The sequence below is a fragment of the Pseudomonas sp. CCOS 191 genome, assembly GCF_001007005.1.
GTDB classification, from domain to species: Bacteria; Pseudomonadota; Gammaproteobacteria; order Pseudomonadales; family Pseudomonadaceae; genus Aquipseudomonas; species Aquipseudomonas soli.
Window position 1 is genome coordinate 2,463,173 of sequence record NZ_LN847264.1, and the last position, 15,817, is coordinate 2,478,989.

Annotated in this window: 19 protein-coding genes; 9 read left to right on the forward strand and 10 right to left on the reverse strand. The window is 64.2% G+C overall.

Features of this window, described 5'->3' with window-relative positions; genetic code table 11:
- Nucleotides 1-4: 4 nt before the first annotated feature.
- From CCOS191_RS11175 to CCOS191_RS11190, 4 genes are read left to right on the forward strand one after another with little or no spacing between them, the layout of a single operon-like run.
- A complete protein-coding gene (locus CCOS191_RS11175; protein ID WP_046855251.1) occupies nucleotides 5-826 on the forward strand; it encodes a CheR family methyltransferase in 822 nt (273 codons plus the stop codon).
- Nucleotides 823-1,398 (forward strand): chemotaxis protein CheB, encoded by a 576-nt coding sequence (locus CCOS191_RS11180; protein ID WP_046855252.1) that lies wholly within the window; start codon nucleotides 823-825, stop codon nucleotides 1,396-1,398. Before CCOS191_RS11175 ends, CCOS191_RS11180 begins: the two co-directional genes overlap by 4 nt.
- Nucleotides 1,392-2,618, forward strand: coding sequence for a hybrid sensor histidine kinase/response regulator (locus tag CCOS191_RS11185; protein ID WP_046855253.1), 1,227 nt, complete (start codon nucleotides 1,392-1,394; stop codon nucleotides 2,616-2,618). Before CCOS191_RS11180 ends, CCOS191_RS11185 begins: the two co-directional genes overlap by 7 nt.
- 44 nt (nucleotides 2,619-2,662) lie before the next feature.
- Nucleotides 2,663-3,040 carry a response regulator gene (locus CCOS191_RS11190; protein ID WP_023629509.1) on the forward strand — a complete coding sequence of 126 codons (378 nt, stop codon included), beginning with the start codon at nucleotides 2,663-2,665 and terminating at the stop codon, nucleotides 3,038-3,040.
- Nucleotides 3,041-3,179: 139 nt separating this feature from the next.
- Here the strand turns inward: CCOS191_RS11190 and pvdN are convergent, their stop codons facing one another.
- The gene (gene pvdN, locus CCOS191_RS11195; protein WP_046855254.1) at nucleotides 3,180-4,460 is read right to left on the reverse strand and encodes a pyoverdine-tailoring periplasmic protein PvdN; all 1,281 of its coding nucleotides are present in this window, start codon (nucleotides 4,458-4,460) and stop codon (nucleotides 3,180-3,182) included.
- Complete coding sequence (pvdM, locus tag CCOS191_RS11200) at nucleotides 4,453-5,826, reverse strand: pyoverdine-tailoring dipeptidase-like protein PvdM (RefSeq protein ID WP_046855255.1); 1,374 nt, start codon at nucleotides 5,824-5,826, stop codon at nucleotides 4,453-4,455. Before pvdM ends, pvdN begins: the two co-directional genes overlap by 8 nt.
- 181 nt (nucleotides 5,827-6,007) lie before the next feature.
- Between pvdM and CCOS191_RS11205 the strand changes: the two genes are divergently transcribed.
- Entirely contained in the window at nucleotides 6,008-6,430 is a 423-nt protein-coding gene (locus CCOS191_RS11205) for a hypothetical protein (protein WP_046855256.1), read from the forward strand.
- A 51-nt stretch (nucleotides 6,431-6,481) separates the two neighbouring features.
- Here the strand turns inward: CCOS191_RS11205 and pbpG are convergent, their stop codons facing one another.
- Nucleotides 6,482-7,405 carry a D-alanyl-D-alanine endopeptidase gene (gene pbpG / locus CCOS191_RS11210; protein WP_046857753.1) on the reverse strand — a complete coding sequence of 308 codons (924 nt, stop codon included), beginning with the start codon at nucleotides 7,403-7,405 and terminating at the stop codon, nucleotides 6,482-6,484.
- 446 nt (nucleotides 7,406-7,851) lie between these two features.
- Between pbpG and CCOS191_RS26815 the strand changes: the two genes are divergently transcribed.
- Entirely contained in the window at nucleotides 7,852-8,568 is a 717-nt protein-coding gene (locus CCOS191_RS26815) for a hypothetical protein (protein WP_052752596.1), read from the forward strand.
- On the opposite strand, the gene CCOS191_RS27885 is transcribed toward CCOS191_RS26815, so the two are convergent.
- The gene (locus CCOS191_RS27885; RefSeq protein ID WP_156177538.1) at nucleotides 8,554-8,859 is read right to left on the reverse strand and encodes a hypothetical protein; all 306 of its coding nucleotides are present in this window, start codon (nucleotides 8,857-8,859) and stop codon (nucleotides 8,554-8,556) included. The genes CCOS191_RS26815 and CCOS191_RS27885 overlap by 15 nt on opposite strands.
- Nucleotides 8,860-8,873: 14 nt before the next feature.
- Here CCOS191_RS27885 and CCOS191_RS11220 point away from each other — a divergent pair, with 14 nt between their 5' ends.
- Nucleotides 8,874-9,299, forward strand: coding sequence for a GNAT family N-acetyltransferase (locus tag CCOS191_RS11220; protein ID WP_046855257.1), 426 nt, complete (start codon nucleotides 8,874-8,876; stop codon nucleotides 9,297-9,299).
- A gap of 9 nt (nucleotides 9,300-9,308) precedes the next feature.
- On the opposite strand, the gene CCOS191_RS11225 is transcribed toward CCOS191_RS11220, so the two are convergent.
- The 3 genes from CCOS191_RS11225 to CCOS191_RS11235 form a co-directional block, all read right to left on the reverse strand.
- Entirely contained in the window at nucleotides 9,309-10,124 is an 816-nt protein-coding gene (locus CCOS191_RS11225; protein ID WP_046855258.1) for a protein phosphatase 2C domain-containing protein, read from the reverse strand.
- Nucleotides 10,125-10,185: 61 nt separating this feature from the next.
- A complete protein-coding gene (locus CCOS191_RS11230; protein ID WP_046855259.1) occupies nucleotides 10,186-10,794 on the reverse strand; it encodes a hypothetical protein in 609 nt (202 codons plus the stop codon).
- Nucleotides 10,795-10,876: 82 nt separating this feature from the next.
- Nucleotides 10,877-11,368 carry a GNAT family N-acetyltransferase gene (locus CCOS191_RS11235; RefSeq protein WP_046855260.1) on the reverse strand — a complete coding sequence of 164 codons (492 nt, stop codon included), beginning with the start codon at nucleotides 11,366-11,368 and terminating at the stop codon, nucleotides 10,877-10,879.
- A gap of 308 nt (nucleotides 11,369-11,676) precedes the next feature.
- Here CCOS191_RS11235 and CCOS191_RS11240 point away from each other — a divergent pair, with 308 nt between their 5' ends.
- Entirely contained in the window at nucleotides 11,677-12,156 is a 480-nt protein-coding gene (locus CCOS191_RS11240; RefSeq protein ID WP_046855261.1) for a VOC family protein, read from the forward strand.
- A gap of 5 nt (nucleotides 12,157-12,161) precedes the next feature.
- Here CCOS191_RS11240 and CCOS191_RS11245 read toward each other — a convergent pair whose 3' ends face one another.
- Both CCOS191_RS11245 and argC read right to left on the reverse strand, forming a co-directional pair.
- A complete protein-coding gene (locus CCOS191_RS11245) occupies nucleotides 12,162-12,848 on the reverse strand; it encodes a GNAT family N-acetyltransferase (protein ID WP_046855262.1) in 687 nt (228 codons plus the stop codon).
- Between the two features lie 64 nt (nucleotides 12,849-12,912).
- Complete coding sequence (gene argC, locus CCOS191_RS11250; RefSeq protein ID WP_046855263.1) at nucleotides 12,913-13,842, reverse strand: N-acetyl-gamma-glutamyl-phosphate reductase; 930 nt, start codon at nucleotides 13,840-13,842, stop codon at nucleotides 12,913-12,915.
- Nucleotides 13,843-13,964: 122 nt separating this feature from the next.
- On the opposite strand from argC, the gene CCOS191_RS11255 reads away from it, so the two are divergent.
- The gene (locus CCOS191_RS11255) at nucleotides 13,965-14,846 is read left to right on the forward strand and encodes a LysR family transcriptional regulator (protein ID WP_046855264.1); all 882 of its coding nucleotides are present in this window, start codon (nucleotides 13,965-13,967) and stop codon (nucleotides 14,844-14,846) included.
- Nucleotides 14,847-14,851: 5 nt separating this feature from the next.
- Here CCOS191_RS11255 and CCOS191_RS11260 read toward each other — a convergent pair whose 3' ends face one another.
- Entirely contained in the window at nucleotides 14,852-15,649 is a 798-nt protein-coding gene (locus CCOS191_RS11260; RefSeq protein ID WP_046855265.1) for a helix-turn-helix transcriptional regulator, read from the reverse strand.
- Nucleotides 15,650-15,817: the final 168 nt, after the last annotated feature.

The following is a 15,817-nucleotide window of genomic DNA, read 5'->3' on the forward strand; positions in this document are numbered from 1 at the left end:
AATCTTGACCAGTGAACGCAATACCGATATCGAGATCCGGCTGCTGATCGAGGCGATCTACCTCAAGTACAGCTACGATTTTCGCGATTACTCCGGCGCCTCGATCAAGCGCCGGATCCTCCATGCCGTGCGCCAGTTTGACTGCCGCACGGTGTCGGCGCTGCAGGAGCGGGTGCTGCACGACCCAGGCATGTTCCTCGAGCTGCTGCAGTACCTGACGATCCCGGTCAGCGAGATGTTCCGCGACCCCGGGCACTTCCTGGCACTGCGCAACGAAGTGGTGCCGCTGCTGCGCACCTGGCCGTCGCTGAAGATCTGGATCGCCGGCTGCAGCACTGGCGAGGAGGTGTATTCCATGGCCATCCTGCTGCGCGAGGAAGGCCTGCTCGAACGCACCATCCTCTATGCCACCGACATCAATCCGCACTCGCTGGAGCGGGCCAAGCAGGGCATCTACTCGATGCAGAGCATGCGCGAGTACGAAGAGAACTACCGCAAGGCCGGTGGCCGCCGGGACTTTGCCGAGTACTACACCAGCGCCTATGGCAACGCCATCATGGACGCCAGCCTGCGCGACAACGTGACCTTCGCCGATCACAGCCTGGCCACCGACAGCGTGTTCTCCGAGACGCAACTGGTGTCTTGCCGCAATGTGCTGATCTACTTCAACAAGGGCCTTCAGGACCGTGCCCTGGGGCTGTTCCACGAGTCGCTGTGCCACCGCGGTTTCCTGGTGCTGGGCAGCAAGGAGTCGGTGGACTTCTCGGCCTATGGCGAGCGTTTCGAGCCGTTGGTGCGGCCCGAGCGGATCTACCGCAAGACATGAACAGCGTGCGTGCGATTGTCATTGGCGCCTCGGCGGGTGGCGTTTCGGCACTGTTCAGCGTGCTCGGCGCGCTGCCCGACGATTTCGCCATCCCGGTGCTGTGCGTGCTGCACCTGCCCGACGATCGCCACAGCCAGCTGGCCGAGGTGCTGCAGCGCCGCCTGCGCCGCCCGGTTCGCGAGGCCCTCGACAAGGCACGGATAGAACCGGGGCTGATCTATGTGGCGGGGCCGGGCTATCACCTGTCGGTGGAGCGCGATTTCACCCTGTCGCTGAGCCAGGAGGAGCCGGTGCATTTCTCGCGACCGGCAATCGATTTTCTCTTCGAGTCGGCCGCCGACGCCTATGGTCCGGAGCTGCTCGGCGTATTGCTCACCGGGGCCAATGAAGACGGCGCCCGCGGGCTTTTGCGGATCAGACAAAGCGGTGGCCGGACGGTCGTCCAGGACCCCCGCGAAGCACAGGTCGCGTTGATGCCGGAGGCCGCCCTGGCCCTGCACGACCCGGACCATATTCTTTCCCTGAGTGGTATCGGGCAGTTGCTCGCTACCCTGGAACCCAGCGCATGCTAAGCCACATCACCGCGAAACTGCTGATCGTCGACGACCTGCCGGAAAACCTGCTGGCCCTGGACGCCCTGATCCAGGGCGATGACCGCGAGGTGTACCAGGCCCAGTCGGCCGACGAGGCGTTGTCGCTCCTGCTCGAGCACGAGTTCGCCCTGGCCATCCTCGATGTGCAGATGCCGGGCATGAACGGCTTCGAGCTGGCCGAGCTGATGCGCGGCATGGAGAAGACCCGCAACATCCCCATCGTCTTCGTCAGCGCCGCCGGGCGCGAGATGAACTATGCCTTCAAGGGGTACGAGAGCGGGGCGGTGGATTTTCTGCACAAACCCCTGGAAACCTTGGCGGTGAAGAGCAAGGTGTCGGTATTCGTCGACCTGTTCCGCCAACGCAAGGCCCTGGACCGCCAGCTGCAGGCCCTGGAGCAGGGCCGCCAGGAGCAGGAACTGCTGCTCAACCAGTTGCAGTTGGCCCGTGGTGAGCTGGAGCGGGCTGTACGCATGCGCGACGATTTCATGTCGATCGTTTCCCATGAGGTGCGTACGCCACTCAACGGACTGATCCTGGAAACCCAGTTGCGCCGCATGCACCTGTCCCGCGGCAACCTCGCGGCGTTCAGCGAGGACAAGCTCAAGGCCATGGTCGAGCGCGACGAGCGCCAGATCAACAGCCTGATCCGCCTGGTCGAGGACATGCTCGATGTCTCGCGGATTCGCACCGGCAAACTGTCGATCCGGCCGCGCACATTCGACCTTGGCCAGCTGGTGCGGGGCCTGGTGGAGAACTTTACCGCCCAGGCCAGCGCGGTGGATACCGTGATCGAGCTGCAGCGTTGCGATGCCTTGCAGGGCGAGTGGGACGAATTCCGGATTGAACAGGTGGTGGCCAACCTGTTGTCCAATGCCTTGCGCTACGGCAATCGCAAGCCTGTGCAGGTGCGGGTGTTCGAAGAGGACGCCATGGCCTGCGTGCAGGTGCAGGACCAGGGTATCGGCATCGATGCGCAGAACCAGCAGCGGATCTTCCAGCAGTTCGAGCGCGTTGCCGCGCAGCAGGCCAGTGGCGGCCTGGGCCTGGGGCTGTACATTTCCGAGCAGATCATCCTGGCCCACGGCGGGCGGATCCAGGTCCACAGCCAGGTTGGAGCAGGGTCGACGTTCACCGTCCAGTTGCCGCTATCGGTGTTGCCGCACGCCTGTGACCAGACCCGGGCAACCTCTGCGTAAAGCTGCGGTCTGATAGCCAACCTATTGAATTCGAAGGCGTTGTCATGAGTGAAGATGCACAAGACGTGGTACTGGTGGTCGAGGACGAGCCGGCGATCCGCATGATCCTGCGCGATTACCTGGCAGGCGAGGGCTACCACGTGCTGGTGGCCGAGGATGGCGAGCAGGCGTTCGCGATCCTGGCCAGCAAGCCGCACCTGGACCTGATGGTCACCGATTTCCGCCTGCCGGGCGGGATTTCCGGGGTGGAGATTGCCGAGCCTGCAGTGAAACTGCGGCCTGACCTGAAGGTGATCTTCATCAGCGGCTACCCGGCAGAGATTCTCGAGTCGGGCAGCCCGATCGCGCGCAAGGCGCCGATTCTGGCCAAGCCGTTCGACCTGGATACCCTCCACGAGCAGATCCAGGCGTTGCTGCGCTAGGCCTTATCGCTGGCAAGTCGTGGCGGCGAACCGCGGCTCCCACACAGACGGCGCTTGGCTTGAGGGCGGCGCGGTCGGGATGGGAGCCGGCTCGCCGGCGAATGGGCTGCACCGCAGCCCCGGTATGGATGGCGTTACCTCAACCGATCTGCGTACGCAGCAATGCCATGGCCCGGTCGACCTGTTGTTCGTCGTTGAGCAGGCTCGGCGCAAAGCGGATCACCGGCCCTGCGTCGCGGTCCACGGCATCGACCATCACCTTGTTGGCGTTCAGGTAGGCGGCCACGGCATCGGGATCGCGATCCTTGATGCGGAAGAAGGTGAAGCCTGCGGAGAACTCGCGGCTGACCGGCGTCACCAGCTCCACGGCGCGGTGTTCAGCCAGGCGCGCCTTGAGGTAGTCGTTGAGCTGGTGGATACGCGCCTGGACATCAGCCTTGCCCAGCTCCAGGTGCAGCTTGAAGGCCTCGCCCAGCGCCCAGCGGTGCTCGAAGGCGTGGTACCCGCCCGGAGTCATGATGGTGCCGAAGTCCTCGTTGCGTGAAAAGGTGGCGAAGGTCGGTGTCAGGTGCTGCATCTGCTCGGACGCCGCGCAGATGATCCCGGTCCCGCGTGGGCCGAACATCCACTTGTGGGTGCCAGCGATGAAGTAGTCGCAGTTGAAGTCGGCGAAGCGTGCGTTTTCCACGCCGAAGCCATGCACGCCATCGACCACGTAGACAATGCGCTCGGCCTCGTCGCGGTTGCGGTTGTGCTGGCGCACCAGCTCGCCGATGGCGCCCACCGGCAGCTTGACGCCGCTGCCCGAGTGCACCCAGGTCATGCCCAGCACGCGGGTTTCAGGGCGAATGCTGCGGTCGATCACGCTCAGCACCCGGTCGGTGGACACATCGCCCGGTTTGTCGAACAGGCGCAGCTTGCGCACCTGGGTGCCATGCTGGCGCTGACGGAAGGCCAGGCAGTTGTGGGTCGAGTAGTGCTCGTGCTCGGTGGTCAGGATCTCCTGGTGCGACGCCACGTGCAGGCCACCGTAGATCATGCCCAGGCCTTCGGTGGTACTGCCGGTGAGGGCGACCTGACGGGGACGCACGTCCAGATAGCGGCCTGCCCACTCGCGGACCTCATCCTCGCGCTGCCATTCGTACTGGCTCTCCCAGTCCATGCACACCGCAGGGTTGTGGTCGAGGGTAGCGCGGTGGCGGTCGATCGCATCCTGTACCGGGCGCGGGTGGGCGGTGATCAGGAAGTTGGCGAAGTGCGCGACATCCGGCGCCAGGGGGAACAGCTGGCGCAACTGGCGCCATTTGTCCGGGCCCTGCAATGACGCCGGGGTGGCGGTGGCGGCCAGGGCGCTTGGCAGCAACGGCAGGCTGGCCGCCAGGGCGGCGGCCTGCTTGAGGAAGGCGCGCCGATCAGTCATGGCGGGTTTCCTGGGCGGTATTGGCGAGCTGGGCCACGGGGTTGGCGGCTTTCTGCACCTGCCCCCAGACGCGCAGGAAGTTGCCTGCCCAGAGCTTGGCGATATCGGTTTCGGAATAGCCGCGGGTCAGCAGTTCGGCGGTCACGTTGCGGATCTCGCCGACGTTCATGAAACCGGTGACGCCGCCGCCATCGTTGAAGTCGGAACTGATGCCGACATGGTCGATGCCCATCTTCTTCACCGCGTAGTCAATGGCGTCGACATACTCCTTGAGGCCGGCGCGGGGCTCTTCGTCGACGATGGCATACAGGCTGCTGGCGTATTCGCCGAAGCGCGCCTCTGGCCAGATGGCGATGATCGGGTCGCCCGGCATCAGTGCGTTGGTCAGGCCTTGCAACGGTTGCAGGTCGAAGCGTGCGCGCAGGGCTTCGAGTTTCTCCAGGGTCGGCTTGCTCAGGGGCTTGAGGTAAGTGGTGAAGGCCACCACCTGAAGCACGCCGCCGCTGTCCTTGATCAGTTGCATCTCTTTGTCGGACAGGTTGCGCGGAATGTCCACCAGCGCCCGTGGCGCCGAATGCGAGGCCACGAACGGCGCGCGGCTCAGGCGGGCGACGTCTTCCAGGGCCAGGGTGGACATCTGCGAGACATCGATGATCACGCCCAGGTCGTTGAGCCGCTTGACCGCCTGCTCGCCCAGTGGCGACAGGCCGCCGAAGGCGTCGGGGGTGTCGTTGAAGAATGGCAGTGGCCGCGAGGAATCGGCCCAGGCGTTGTTGCCGGTGTAGCTGAAGCCGAACATGCGCATGCCGCGCTTGGTCCACAAATCGAGCTGCGACAGGTCGCTGCCCAGCGGATAGGCGTTGAGCATGCTGATGAAAATGGCGAACTTGCCTTCACCGTTCAGGCGCCGGAAGTCGTCCGGTGTGTAGGCGATGCCGACCTGGTTGGGGAAGTCGCGCACGATGCCGCTGATGATCTTGTAGCGCACTTCCTGCTGGTTACGGGCCTCGTCGATGAAGCCAGGGGTAGGGCGGTGCGGCGCGTTCGGGCCGTTCCACAGCTCCGGCCAGCCGAAGACGGTCAGCGCCGCGCCGGACAGCCGGCCCTTGGCCGCCTTGGCCAGGTCGAACTGGCCACGGCCGTCCTTGTCTGCTTCGTAACCGGTGCTGCCGTAGCCCAACGGCACGGTGACATGGCTGTCGAAGGAGAGCATGTGCTCATGCAGGTCGTTGGCCTGCTGCACGATCGCACGGGGGTAGCCGCCGTCCTGTTTCCAGAAGTAATAGCCGGCGGCTCCACCCAGGGCGGCCACCAGGGCCAGGGGCAGGCCGATGTACAAGGCTTTGCGGGAGCGGGTCTTGGTCATTGCCATCTCGTTGCAGGGCTGATCGGTTCCGGCCTGGCGGCGCGGTGGGCGCTAGGGCAGGGCTCGGGTATCAGGTGGACGAATGGCGGGCGGGTAAATTTATCGGTGGGGGAGCATCAAGTTTGCACGCGTGGTGCCGATACCCCAGTCATTGAAAGGACCCACCGTGGAGGATTAAGGAATGGTAGGCATCAACAACGTCAGCAGCAGCATCGCCACGCAACTGGTCAAAGGGCAGGCCAAAGAAGACGAGAAGTCGCCGGCTACTGTCGCGGTAGATCTCAAAGGCACTGGCGAATCAGGCAAGCCTGGCAGCGCAAAGAAGGCCGAGGATGACGAGGGTAGCGGCGAGCCGTCGTACATTCAGCAAATGCGCGAGATGATCAGGCAATTGCAGAAGCAGATGGCCGAAGAACAGCGTCAGCTGGCGAAGATCGCCGCGCAGGAAATGGACGACACCACGAAAGCGACGATGATTCTCGCCAAGCAGTCGAGCATTGCCACCTTGAGCGGGCAAATCCAGGCAGCGACCGCGAAGTTGCTTGATGCACTGACCAAGACCGGCGGCAACAGTGCCGGTGGCATGGTATCCACCCAGGCCTGAAAACGCCCGGTTTCAGCCCACAACGCCCCGCTTGCGCGGGGCGTTGTCGTTTCAGTCCTGCGCCAGGCGCGCGCGCTGCCTTTCACTCTTGTACTGCATGGCCACCGCCGGCGCCGGCTTGGCGCTGCCGGTTTCCAGCCACTGGCGCATGCGGCTGGCGTCGGCGAAGTGGGTGTACTTGCCGAAGGCGTCGAGGATCACCATGGCCACTGGACGGTTGTCCATTTTGGTCAGCAGCACCAGGCAATGCCCCGCTTCGTTGGTGAAGCCGGTCTTGGTCAGCTTGATGTCCCAGTTGCTCTTGTTCACCAGGTGGTCGGTGTTACGGAAACCCAGGGTGTAGTTGGGCTTGCGGAACGCCACGGTCTTTTCGCGGGTGACCGACAGCTCGCTGAGCATCGGGTACTTGCGCGAGGCCATCAGCAGCTTGGCCAGGTCCTGGGCGGTGGAGACGTTCAAGGTCGACAGGCCGGTCGGCTCGACGTAGCGGGTGTGACTCATGCCCAGGCTGCGGGCCTTGGCGTTCATCGCCTTGATGAACGCGCCGTAGCCACCGGGGTAGTGGTTGGCCAGTGAGTTGGCCGCACGGTTTTCCGACGACATCAGGGTGATCAGCAACGTCTCGCGACGGTTCAGCTCGCTGCCCAGCCGCACCCGGGAATACACGCCTTTCATCTCCGGGTTGTTGGCGATGGTCATGGTGAGCATCTCGTCCATGGGCAGCTTGGCGTCGAGCACGACCATCGCGGTCATCAACTTGGTGACCGAGGCGATGGGGCGCACGCGATCGGCGTGGCTGGAATACAGCTCCTTGTTGGTGTTGAGGTCGATCAACAGGGCGCTGCCGGACGCCAGGTGCAATTTGCTCGGGTCACGCTGGACCTGGGCCGGGGGTTGTGCAGCAGCGGTCGACGGTAGGGTCGCGGTTCCTGTGAGCAACAGCAGCAGGCTGAGGATGGACAGGGAAGTTTTCACGTTGAGGCTCACTAAATGTTGGTATGTCGTTGGCTGTGCAAGGGTTTCCCCCAAAAAACCGTTGCATTCTGGAGTATGGCCGAACGGCTGTCGAATGCCTTATATCCAAAGGGCGTAACGTGAACGAAATTTAATCCGGTACTAATTCCGTACCAATGACTGCCGATTCCAGCTTGGCAAGCTCGGACCAGTCACTCGCTGAATTCAGCCACTTCGCGTCGATGGTGAGCAACACCTGAATAGAGTGGGCTTGGGGCCTTCCAGCCAAGCACGCATCTGTCACCAGGCCCGCTGCAGAAGCTTGTCGCACGATTCGCCCATCTTGTCATGCCTGCGGGTGTTGAGGAGTGATTCGCAAACCCGGCCATTGTGTCGGGTTTTTCGCTGCTGGTTTTCGTGTGTAGGCCCTTTGATTTATCATGGCGGCCTCAACAAAGGAGTGCCCCATGGGGATAGTACTAGGAAAGATCATTAGCTGGCTTTTGGTCGCATTGGCATGTCTAACAGCCTTTGCATGTTTCTCTGATAGTTTCATTGGCGGCTTACTCGCGATAGCCGCAGCAGTGTTTTTCTGCCCTCTATCGTGGAAGATGCTCCGAAGGTTCGCAGCGCAGGAAGTACCCACCGGTGCATTTATCATTCTGGCCTTAGTTACGTACTTCGCCGGCACCGGAATGGCGATAAGCAACTTTGACGACAAGAAGCAGGCAGTGCAGCAGGGTTTTGCGAACTTGGAGGACTATCAGGCGGCCAACAAGCTGGGGCTAGATGCTGCCTCCTACGCAAAGCACCTTGATGGCCTCGCTGCGGTGGAACGACAGAAGACCGAGGAGGCCAAAGCTACCCAGGCCAAAGTCGCTAGCGCATGCAGACAAGACCTACAGTGCTGGGCTGATGAAAACCAGTTTGATGCAATCATGGCCTGCAAGCCCGCCGTCCAAAAGCTTGCAAAGTATGACTATGAATGGACCGACGGTATCACTTCGCCGATTTTTTCTAGGCTTGCCTGGAGTGAAAAAAAGAGCGGGATGATTATCTATTTTGGTGATGAAATAAAATTTCAGAACGGTCTAGGTAATTTCGTGAGGCATACGTATGCATGCACGTTTGATCCAGTTAGCAAGCTTGCCGTGAACGTCTCAGCCGAGTCAGGAAGACTTTAAATAGCTCCAAAGAGCCCAGCCACCGAGCTGGGCTCTTTGATTCCGCTGGCGCACCGGTGTTTCACAAATAACGACGTAACTCGGCGGTAGATGCGTGGGGGCATTGCTGCAGCCAGCCAAGGCAGACAGCAGAGGAATGGCGATATGTTGACGCATGTGATTTTCAGTCGTGTGAATTTTGCGGCGCTTCGGGTTATCGGTGAACATCTCGAAGATTGTTTCATTTCCAAAGGGCGTAACGTGAAGTAAATTTGATTCGACGCGCTTCGCGCCGCCTTCTTCCATGGTCAACCGGACGACCTGCCATGACCCTCGGTATCGATTTCACCGACCAGGCGACCAGCCTGCATCACGATGCAATTCTCAAACCCTTGCGCGCATTCAACGATGGCGTGATCGGCTCGCCCGGCGCGGCTACCGTCGCCTGGACGCTGCGCGACCCCGACAGCGATGAAATCGTCGGTGGCCTCTACGCCAGGCTCGGCGGGGGCTGGATGTTCGTCGAGCTGCTGGTGGTGCCCGAGCAGATGCGCGGGCAGGGCAGCGGGCGCGAGCTGATGGCCAGGGCCGAGGCGCTGGCGAGGCAGAAGGGCTGTGGCGGGATCTGGCTCGACACCTTCAGCTTCCAGGCGCCGGACTTCTACCGCAAGCTGGGGTTCGAAATCTTTGGCGAGATTGTCGATTTCCCGCCTGGGCATACCCGCTATTTTCTGCACAAACGCTTGGCGTAGTGTGGTGACTCAACCAACCCGCAACCAGATCGCCGAGGCGTCGTCGCTCATCTTGAACCGCGGATAGCGCAGGCATGCCGCATCGTCGTGCTCGATGCCACGCAACGTGCGCGCCAGGTCATCGAGGCCGTGAGCCAGCAGGCGCTCGATGAAACCGGCCGGGTCGTAGGCCCGGTAGGTGTCGAACAGCGCCGCGAAACCATCGCTCATCAGCAGGATATCGTCGCCCGCGGCCACCGGTGCTCGGCTGTAGAGGGTGCCCTCGCGGGACAGCTCGGCATCGACGCCGAGTACGGCCCGGGGACGCTCGCGAGCGACACGGCGGTCGGTCAGCACCGCCGGGGTGCGTACGCCGTGGGCGCCGGTGCCGGGACCCAGCGCCGCGGCTTCTGCGCGTTCGGCTTCGCGATCGGGCTCCGGGGTGAGGAAGTGGATGCCGCGCGCGCTGCGGTGCAGCACCACGCAGTCGGCCAGGTGCGCGCAGACCAGCTCATCGCCTTCCAACGCCACTGCGGCAAAGGCGGCGCGCGGCAACTCCCAGGTGGCCACGGGCTCGCGCTGACGGTCTTGCAGATAGGCTTGGGCGATCGAGTCGAAGACGGACTCGCAGACCTTGCGCAGCGGCCCCGACGCCATGGCGAAGGCACGCTGGGCCGTGGCCGAGAGCCAGGCCGCGCCGCCGCGCTCACCCAGCAGACCGGGGGCGCCGAGGTCGGTGGCGCCGTCGATCACCCAGGCATGACAGTCGGCACTGCCGACGCGGTCGTCATTGGGCACATCGGTCTTGCCGGCCAGGCTCAGGGACTGGATCAGGTCGAAATGCATGTAGAACTCCGGATCGATCAGGTGCAACAACCTTGAACGCTGGACCACCGGGCGTCAAATGTCACGGTGTCGGTGCACGGTCCCAGCAGTCGCTGTCCAGGGCGCAGACGCCGTGCTGCCGGTCCATCAGCGCCATGCGCCGCAGGTGGGCGTCGATCATGTCGCGGCTGACTTCGCTGTCGATGATGTAGCGGCTGTAGCGCTCGATCAGACGTTGTTTCCAGGCATCTCTGTCGGCCGCATCCAGGCTGTCGGGCGCGGTGGCGAGGCGCAGCAGGGTGGGGTCGTCGACGCGCTTGAGTTGGTCGGTGAAGGTGGCGATGTAGCGGGCACGCTCGGCCTCCTTGTGACGCGCAGTATCGGCATCGAAGGCATCCAGGTTGTGTTGCCACTGCGCCCAGTAGGCATCCGGCAACGGGATGTTGCGCTTTTGGCGCAGCTTGGCGACGACCTCGGCGTTGCTCTGCCGGGGTGGTGGTTGTCGGTCCTGACTGGCCAGCGGGTCCTGGGCAAGGATCTGCGTGATCCAGGCCGTGCGTGCTGCGCTATCCGGGAGTATCGGGCCGAGTTGCGGAGCGTCGGTGGCGCTTGAGCGTGGCAGGCCATTGCAGCCGGTGAGTGACAGGAACAGTGACAGTACCAGCAGGGCCGGTAGGTTGTGACGCGACATGAATCTTCCTTGAGTAACCGCACAATCATGCATCCGGGGTAGATGCACGAGGGGTATCGGCGCTTGCGCGGCTGACTTGAGCTCAGCCGAGTTGCTTGGCCATTTCCGCAGTCGCCGCCCAGCCCAGCCCGGCGTAGACCGGGCGGCCCACCTCGGTGGCATGCAAAACGGCAAAGCCCAGGCCGCGCCGGGTGAACTCGGCCTCGGCCAGGCGCATCAGTTTCGAAGCCAGTCCTTGACGGCGATGGGAAGGCTCCACGTAGACATTGAGCACATAGCCGCGCTGGTCGTGACAGGGATGCGCCGGGTGTGGCGGCCAGTCGATCGACATCAGGCCGATGGCCGCCACCGGCTGCTCGTCATCCAACAGCACGAAACCGTAGTAGCGACCATCGGCCAGGCGCGGTTGCAGCCAGGGCCGGAAGTGTTCGGTCATGGTTTGCAGGCTCAGAGGGTCGCCACCGGCCTCCAGGAACATGGCCTCGCGATGGGCGCAGACCATGGCCTGGTCGCCCGGCAGCAAGCGGCGCAGGACCAGCCCGGGAAAGTCGCTGGTGGTTGGCAGTTCGTTCATGGCAGCTCCCTTGGTTACAGGCTTCGATCCTAGGCGGGGCGGACAATTGCCGTTAGACACAGATGGCGAGCAAACCCGGCATACAGCACCTTGCAGGACACGGCCTATGGCTCGCGTGAATTCGGTGTGCGCGATTGCAACGGCTACTACCTGGTGTTCAGCCAGCGCCACGCCGAGGCCGTGCAAGCCGAACGTGTCACCTCCTGAGCCAGGCGAGCTGACTGACCAGCCGTTGATCGCGCTTGCCCGGGGTGGGTGGACCCTGGGGCTAGACTCGTGGGCAGTGAGACCCGCCCAGGAGAGCACCCATGACCGCCAAGAACACTGTTTGCCTGTGGTACGACAACGACGCCGAGGACGCGGCGAACTTCTATGCCAGCACCTTTCCCGACAGCCGCGTGACCGCGGTGCACAAGGCGCCTGCCGACTACCCCTCGGGCAAGGCGGGCGACGTGATCACCGTCGAGTTCACCGTGATGGGCGTGCCCTGCATCGGCCTGAACGGCGGCAAGGCGTTCAGCCACAGCGAGGCGTTCTCGTTCCAGGTGGCGACCGACAGCCAGGAAGAGACCGACCGCTACTGGAACGCCATCGTCGGCAATGGTGGCAGTGAAAGTGTCTGTGGCTGGTGCAAGGACAAATGGGGCCTGTCCTGGCAGATCAGTCCACGAGTACTCACCGAGGCCGTTGCCAGCGCCGATCGCGCCGTGGCGAAGCGGGCGTTCGAGGCGATGCTGCAGATGGGCAGGATCGATATCGCCGCCATCGAGAAAGCCATCAAGGGCTGAACCCTTCAGTGCACGCGCTTGCGTTCGCTGACGCATGCCCTCGCTTGCTCGGCCAGCGTATCCAGCCGTGCGTCGCGCAGCCGTTCGGCCTCGACCATCGCCGCTTCGCCCTGCTGCTTGAGCAGGTAGGCATGGATCTGCCGCACCTCGACGGTCTGGTAGATCGGCGCGATGTCCAGCCGCCCGATCAGTGCCTCGCTGGCCTTGCCGGTACTGCTCATCAATACCTGCGGCCCGGCGCTGGCGACCACCTGCAGGCCCATGTTCTCGAACCACGGCACTTGCTGGGCGAAGGCGCTCAGCTCGACACAGGCATAGCGGCCACGCACGGCATCCAGCAGGCCACGGGCGATGCCTTGGCGGCGGTGACTGGCGTCCACGGCGAGGTAGGCGAGGGCGCAGGCTTGCGGGTTGTCCTGGGCCGGCAATACCAGGGCAAAGCCGAGCAACCGGTCCGGCGCGTCGGCATCCAGGGCAAGGGTCAGTTCGACCCGCAGGCCGCGGGTGCCGTCCAGGGCCATCAGGTACTGGTGCACCTCCAGGCCGACACCGTACTGGTACAGCGGGTAGAGCGGGTTGTCCGGGCTGATGGCGACGCTGCTGAGCTGACCGACGTGGTCGATCACCAGTTGGCGGATCTGGTTCTGGAAGGATTCGGGCGGCACGCCGTCAAGGCGGCGGAGGATGAACATCGCGGGTGGAACTCCGGCAAGGTGTGAAACACCCGCCCCGGACGAGGCGGGCGTCCATTCTAACCTAGCGCAGTCCAGCCAGCATCAGGTCGAGGTTCTGCACGGCGGCGCCCGACGCGCCCTTGCCCAGGTTGTCGAACACCGCGGTCAGCAGCACCTGGCCGTGCTCGGGGTTGGCGTACAGGGCCAGGCGCAGGTCATTACTGTCGTTCAGCGCCTGCGGGTCGAGCGCCGCGGCCGCGCCGTGCTGGTGCAGGGGCATGACCTGCACGTGCCGGGCACCCTGGTAGTGCTGTTCCAGGCAGGCCTGCAGCTGCTCGGCGCTGACCCCGGGCAGCAGGCGCAGTTGCAGGGGGATGCTCAGCACGATGCCCTGGCGATAATCGCCATAGCCCGGGACGAACACCGGCCTTGCGCTGAGCCCGGCGTGTCGCTGGATCTCCGGTACATGCTTGTGGGCCAGTTCCAGGCCGTACAGCTGCAGCGTCGGCAAGTAATCATCGCTGCGTTGCTCATGGCGCTCGACCGCGGCACGGCCACCGCCGGAGTAGCCGGAAATGGCATGGATGCTCAGCGGGTAGTCGGCGGGCAGCAGGCCGGCCTTGACCAGCGGATGCAGCAAGGCGATGGCGCCGGTAGGGTAGCAGCCGGGGTTGCTGACCCGGGTGGCCGTGGCGATGCGCTCGGACTGCTCGGCGTTCAGCTCCGGCAGGCCGTAGACCCAGCCCGGCGCGGTACGGTGCGCCGAGCTTGCGTCGATAACCCGCACCGCCGGGTTGCGCAGGGTGGCCACGGCCTCGCGGGCGGCTTCGTCGGGCAGGCAGAGCAGGGCGATGTCGGCGCTGTTGATAGCCTCGCTGCGGCGGGCCGGGTCCTTGCGCTCGGCCTCGGGCAGGGTTAGCAGGCGCAGGTCGTCGCGGCCGTGCAGGCGGGCGTGGATCTGCAGGCCAGTGGTGCCTTGGTCGCCATCGATGAAGACGAGGGGTTGGTGCATGTCGATTGTCCGGTGACGAGAGTGATGGCTAATCCTCGCTGCTCACTGGACGAAAGAAAATTTGAATATCATGATGGCCACGTTCAGTAATCCTGAATTTATAGCCGCTCTTGCGAGACCTCATGCGAGAAATCAGCCTCGACCGCCTGCGCACCCTGGTGGTGATCGCCGACTGCGCGTCCTTCGCGCAGGCCGCCCGCCAGCTCAACCTGGCGCCCCCGACCATCAGCCTGCATGTGGCCGAACTGGAGGCGCGCATCGGTGCCCCATTGCTCACCCGCACGCGCGGCCAGGTTCGCCCCACGACCATCGGCGCGACGCTGCTGGCCCGCGCCCGGCGCCTGCTGGCCGATGCCGACCAGGCACTGGACGAGGTGCGCCGCCAGGTCGAGGGCCTGACCGGCCGGGTGCGCCTCGGTGCCTCGACCGGCGCCATCGCCCACCTGTTGCCCCAGGCCCTGGAAACCCTGCGGGTGGATCATCCGGGGATCGACGTGCAGGTGCAGGTGCTCACCTCCCAGGCCTCCCTGGCGCGTCTGCGTGAAGGTACCCTGGACATCGGCCTGGTGGCGCTGCCGCAGGTGGCGGGCAAGGGCTTGAGGATCACGCCGTGGCGACGCGATCCGATCATGGCCTATGTGCCCGCCGACTGGCAGCCGCCGGCGCGGGTCACCCCGGCCTGGCTGGCCGGCAGGGCGCTGATCCTCAACGACAGCACCACCCAGTTGTCGCGGGTCACCTCGGAGTGGTTTGCCACGGCGGGACTGTACCCCGAGCCGCGGATCGAGCTGAACTACAACGATGCGATCAAGAGCCTGGTGGCCGCCGGGTACGGCGCCACCTTGCTGCCGCAGGAAGGTGAGGTGCGCCAGCCGCAGGCGCGTATCGCCCAACGGCCATTGCGACCTGGCTTGTGGCGCCAGCTGGGCATTGCCTGCCGTGAAGGTGAGGTGGAGCGGGCGACCGGGCATGTGTTGGAGGCCTTGGGGCGGTTGCGCCAGTGACAGGCTCAAGGGTCCTGCGGATCGTGCCCCAGCGATTGCAGAAACAATGAGAACAGCTCCGGTTGCGACGAGATGTCCAGCTTGGCGTACAGATGCCGGCGGTGCACCTTGATGGTCTCCGGCGAAATAGCCAGCCGCTCGGCCATGGCCTTCGATGAATAACCGCGCAGGATAAGCCGGGCGATCTCCAGCTCGCGCTCCGACAGCACCTTGGCGCCGAACAGGCTCATGGCGTCGCGCACCTGGTGGGCCATGCCCGCCACTGGCGCCGGGCGCAAGCTGTGCTGCTGCCAGTGCTGGGTCATCAGTGCGACCACCCACGGACACACCAGCGCCAGCAGGCCGTGGCTGGCGCTGTCGAACCGTTCGCGCCGGCCCAGCGACAGGGACAGGGCGCCGCTGTCGCCGAGCTGGACGATGAACTGCACCTCGTCCTCCAGGACATGGTCGTGAAAGTACTTGAGGTAGTACTCGCTCTGGCGGAACTGGTCCGGCGCCACTTCCTCCAGACGATGCAGGCCATCGCCGATGCGCTCCTGGCAGGCCTGGTAGAACGGGTCGAGCTGATACAGGCCACTCAGGTACAGGGCCATGGCCTCGGGGTTGCCTTCACCCCGCGCGTCGAAAATTTCCAGTGCCCGGGGCAGCCCGGTACGGGGGTAGACCATCGCCAGGGCATTGTCGAATGCCAGCCATTGCTGCAGCAGCAGGATCAACTGGCGCCAGAAGCGCGGCTGGCCGATCTGCTCGACGGTGCGGGCCAGGCCGGCATGGGCGCTGGCTTCGTTGAATAGATGGTGCATGGGGCCCGCCGCGGCTGGTGGTAGGCCCGCAGTGTTCAGAGCTTTGCACCGCCCCGTCAAGGGGCGTACCCCCTAAGGGTAATTGGCCAAAGGCTTGCCCAGGCCTACAGTCCAGCCCAGGTCCAGCGGCCGCGCGACCGGTTTTCCCCTCACAACCAATAACAATCA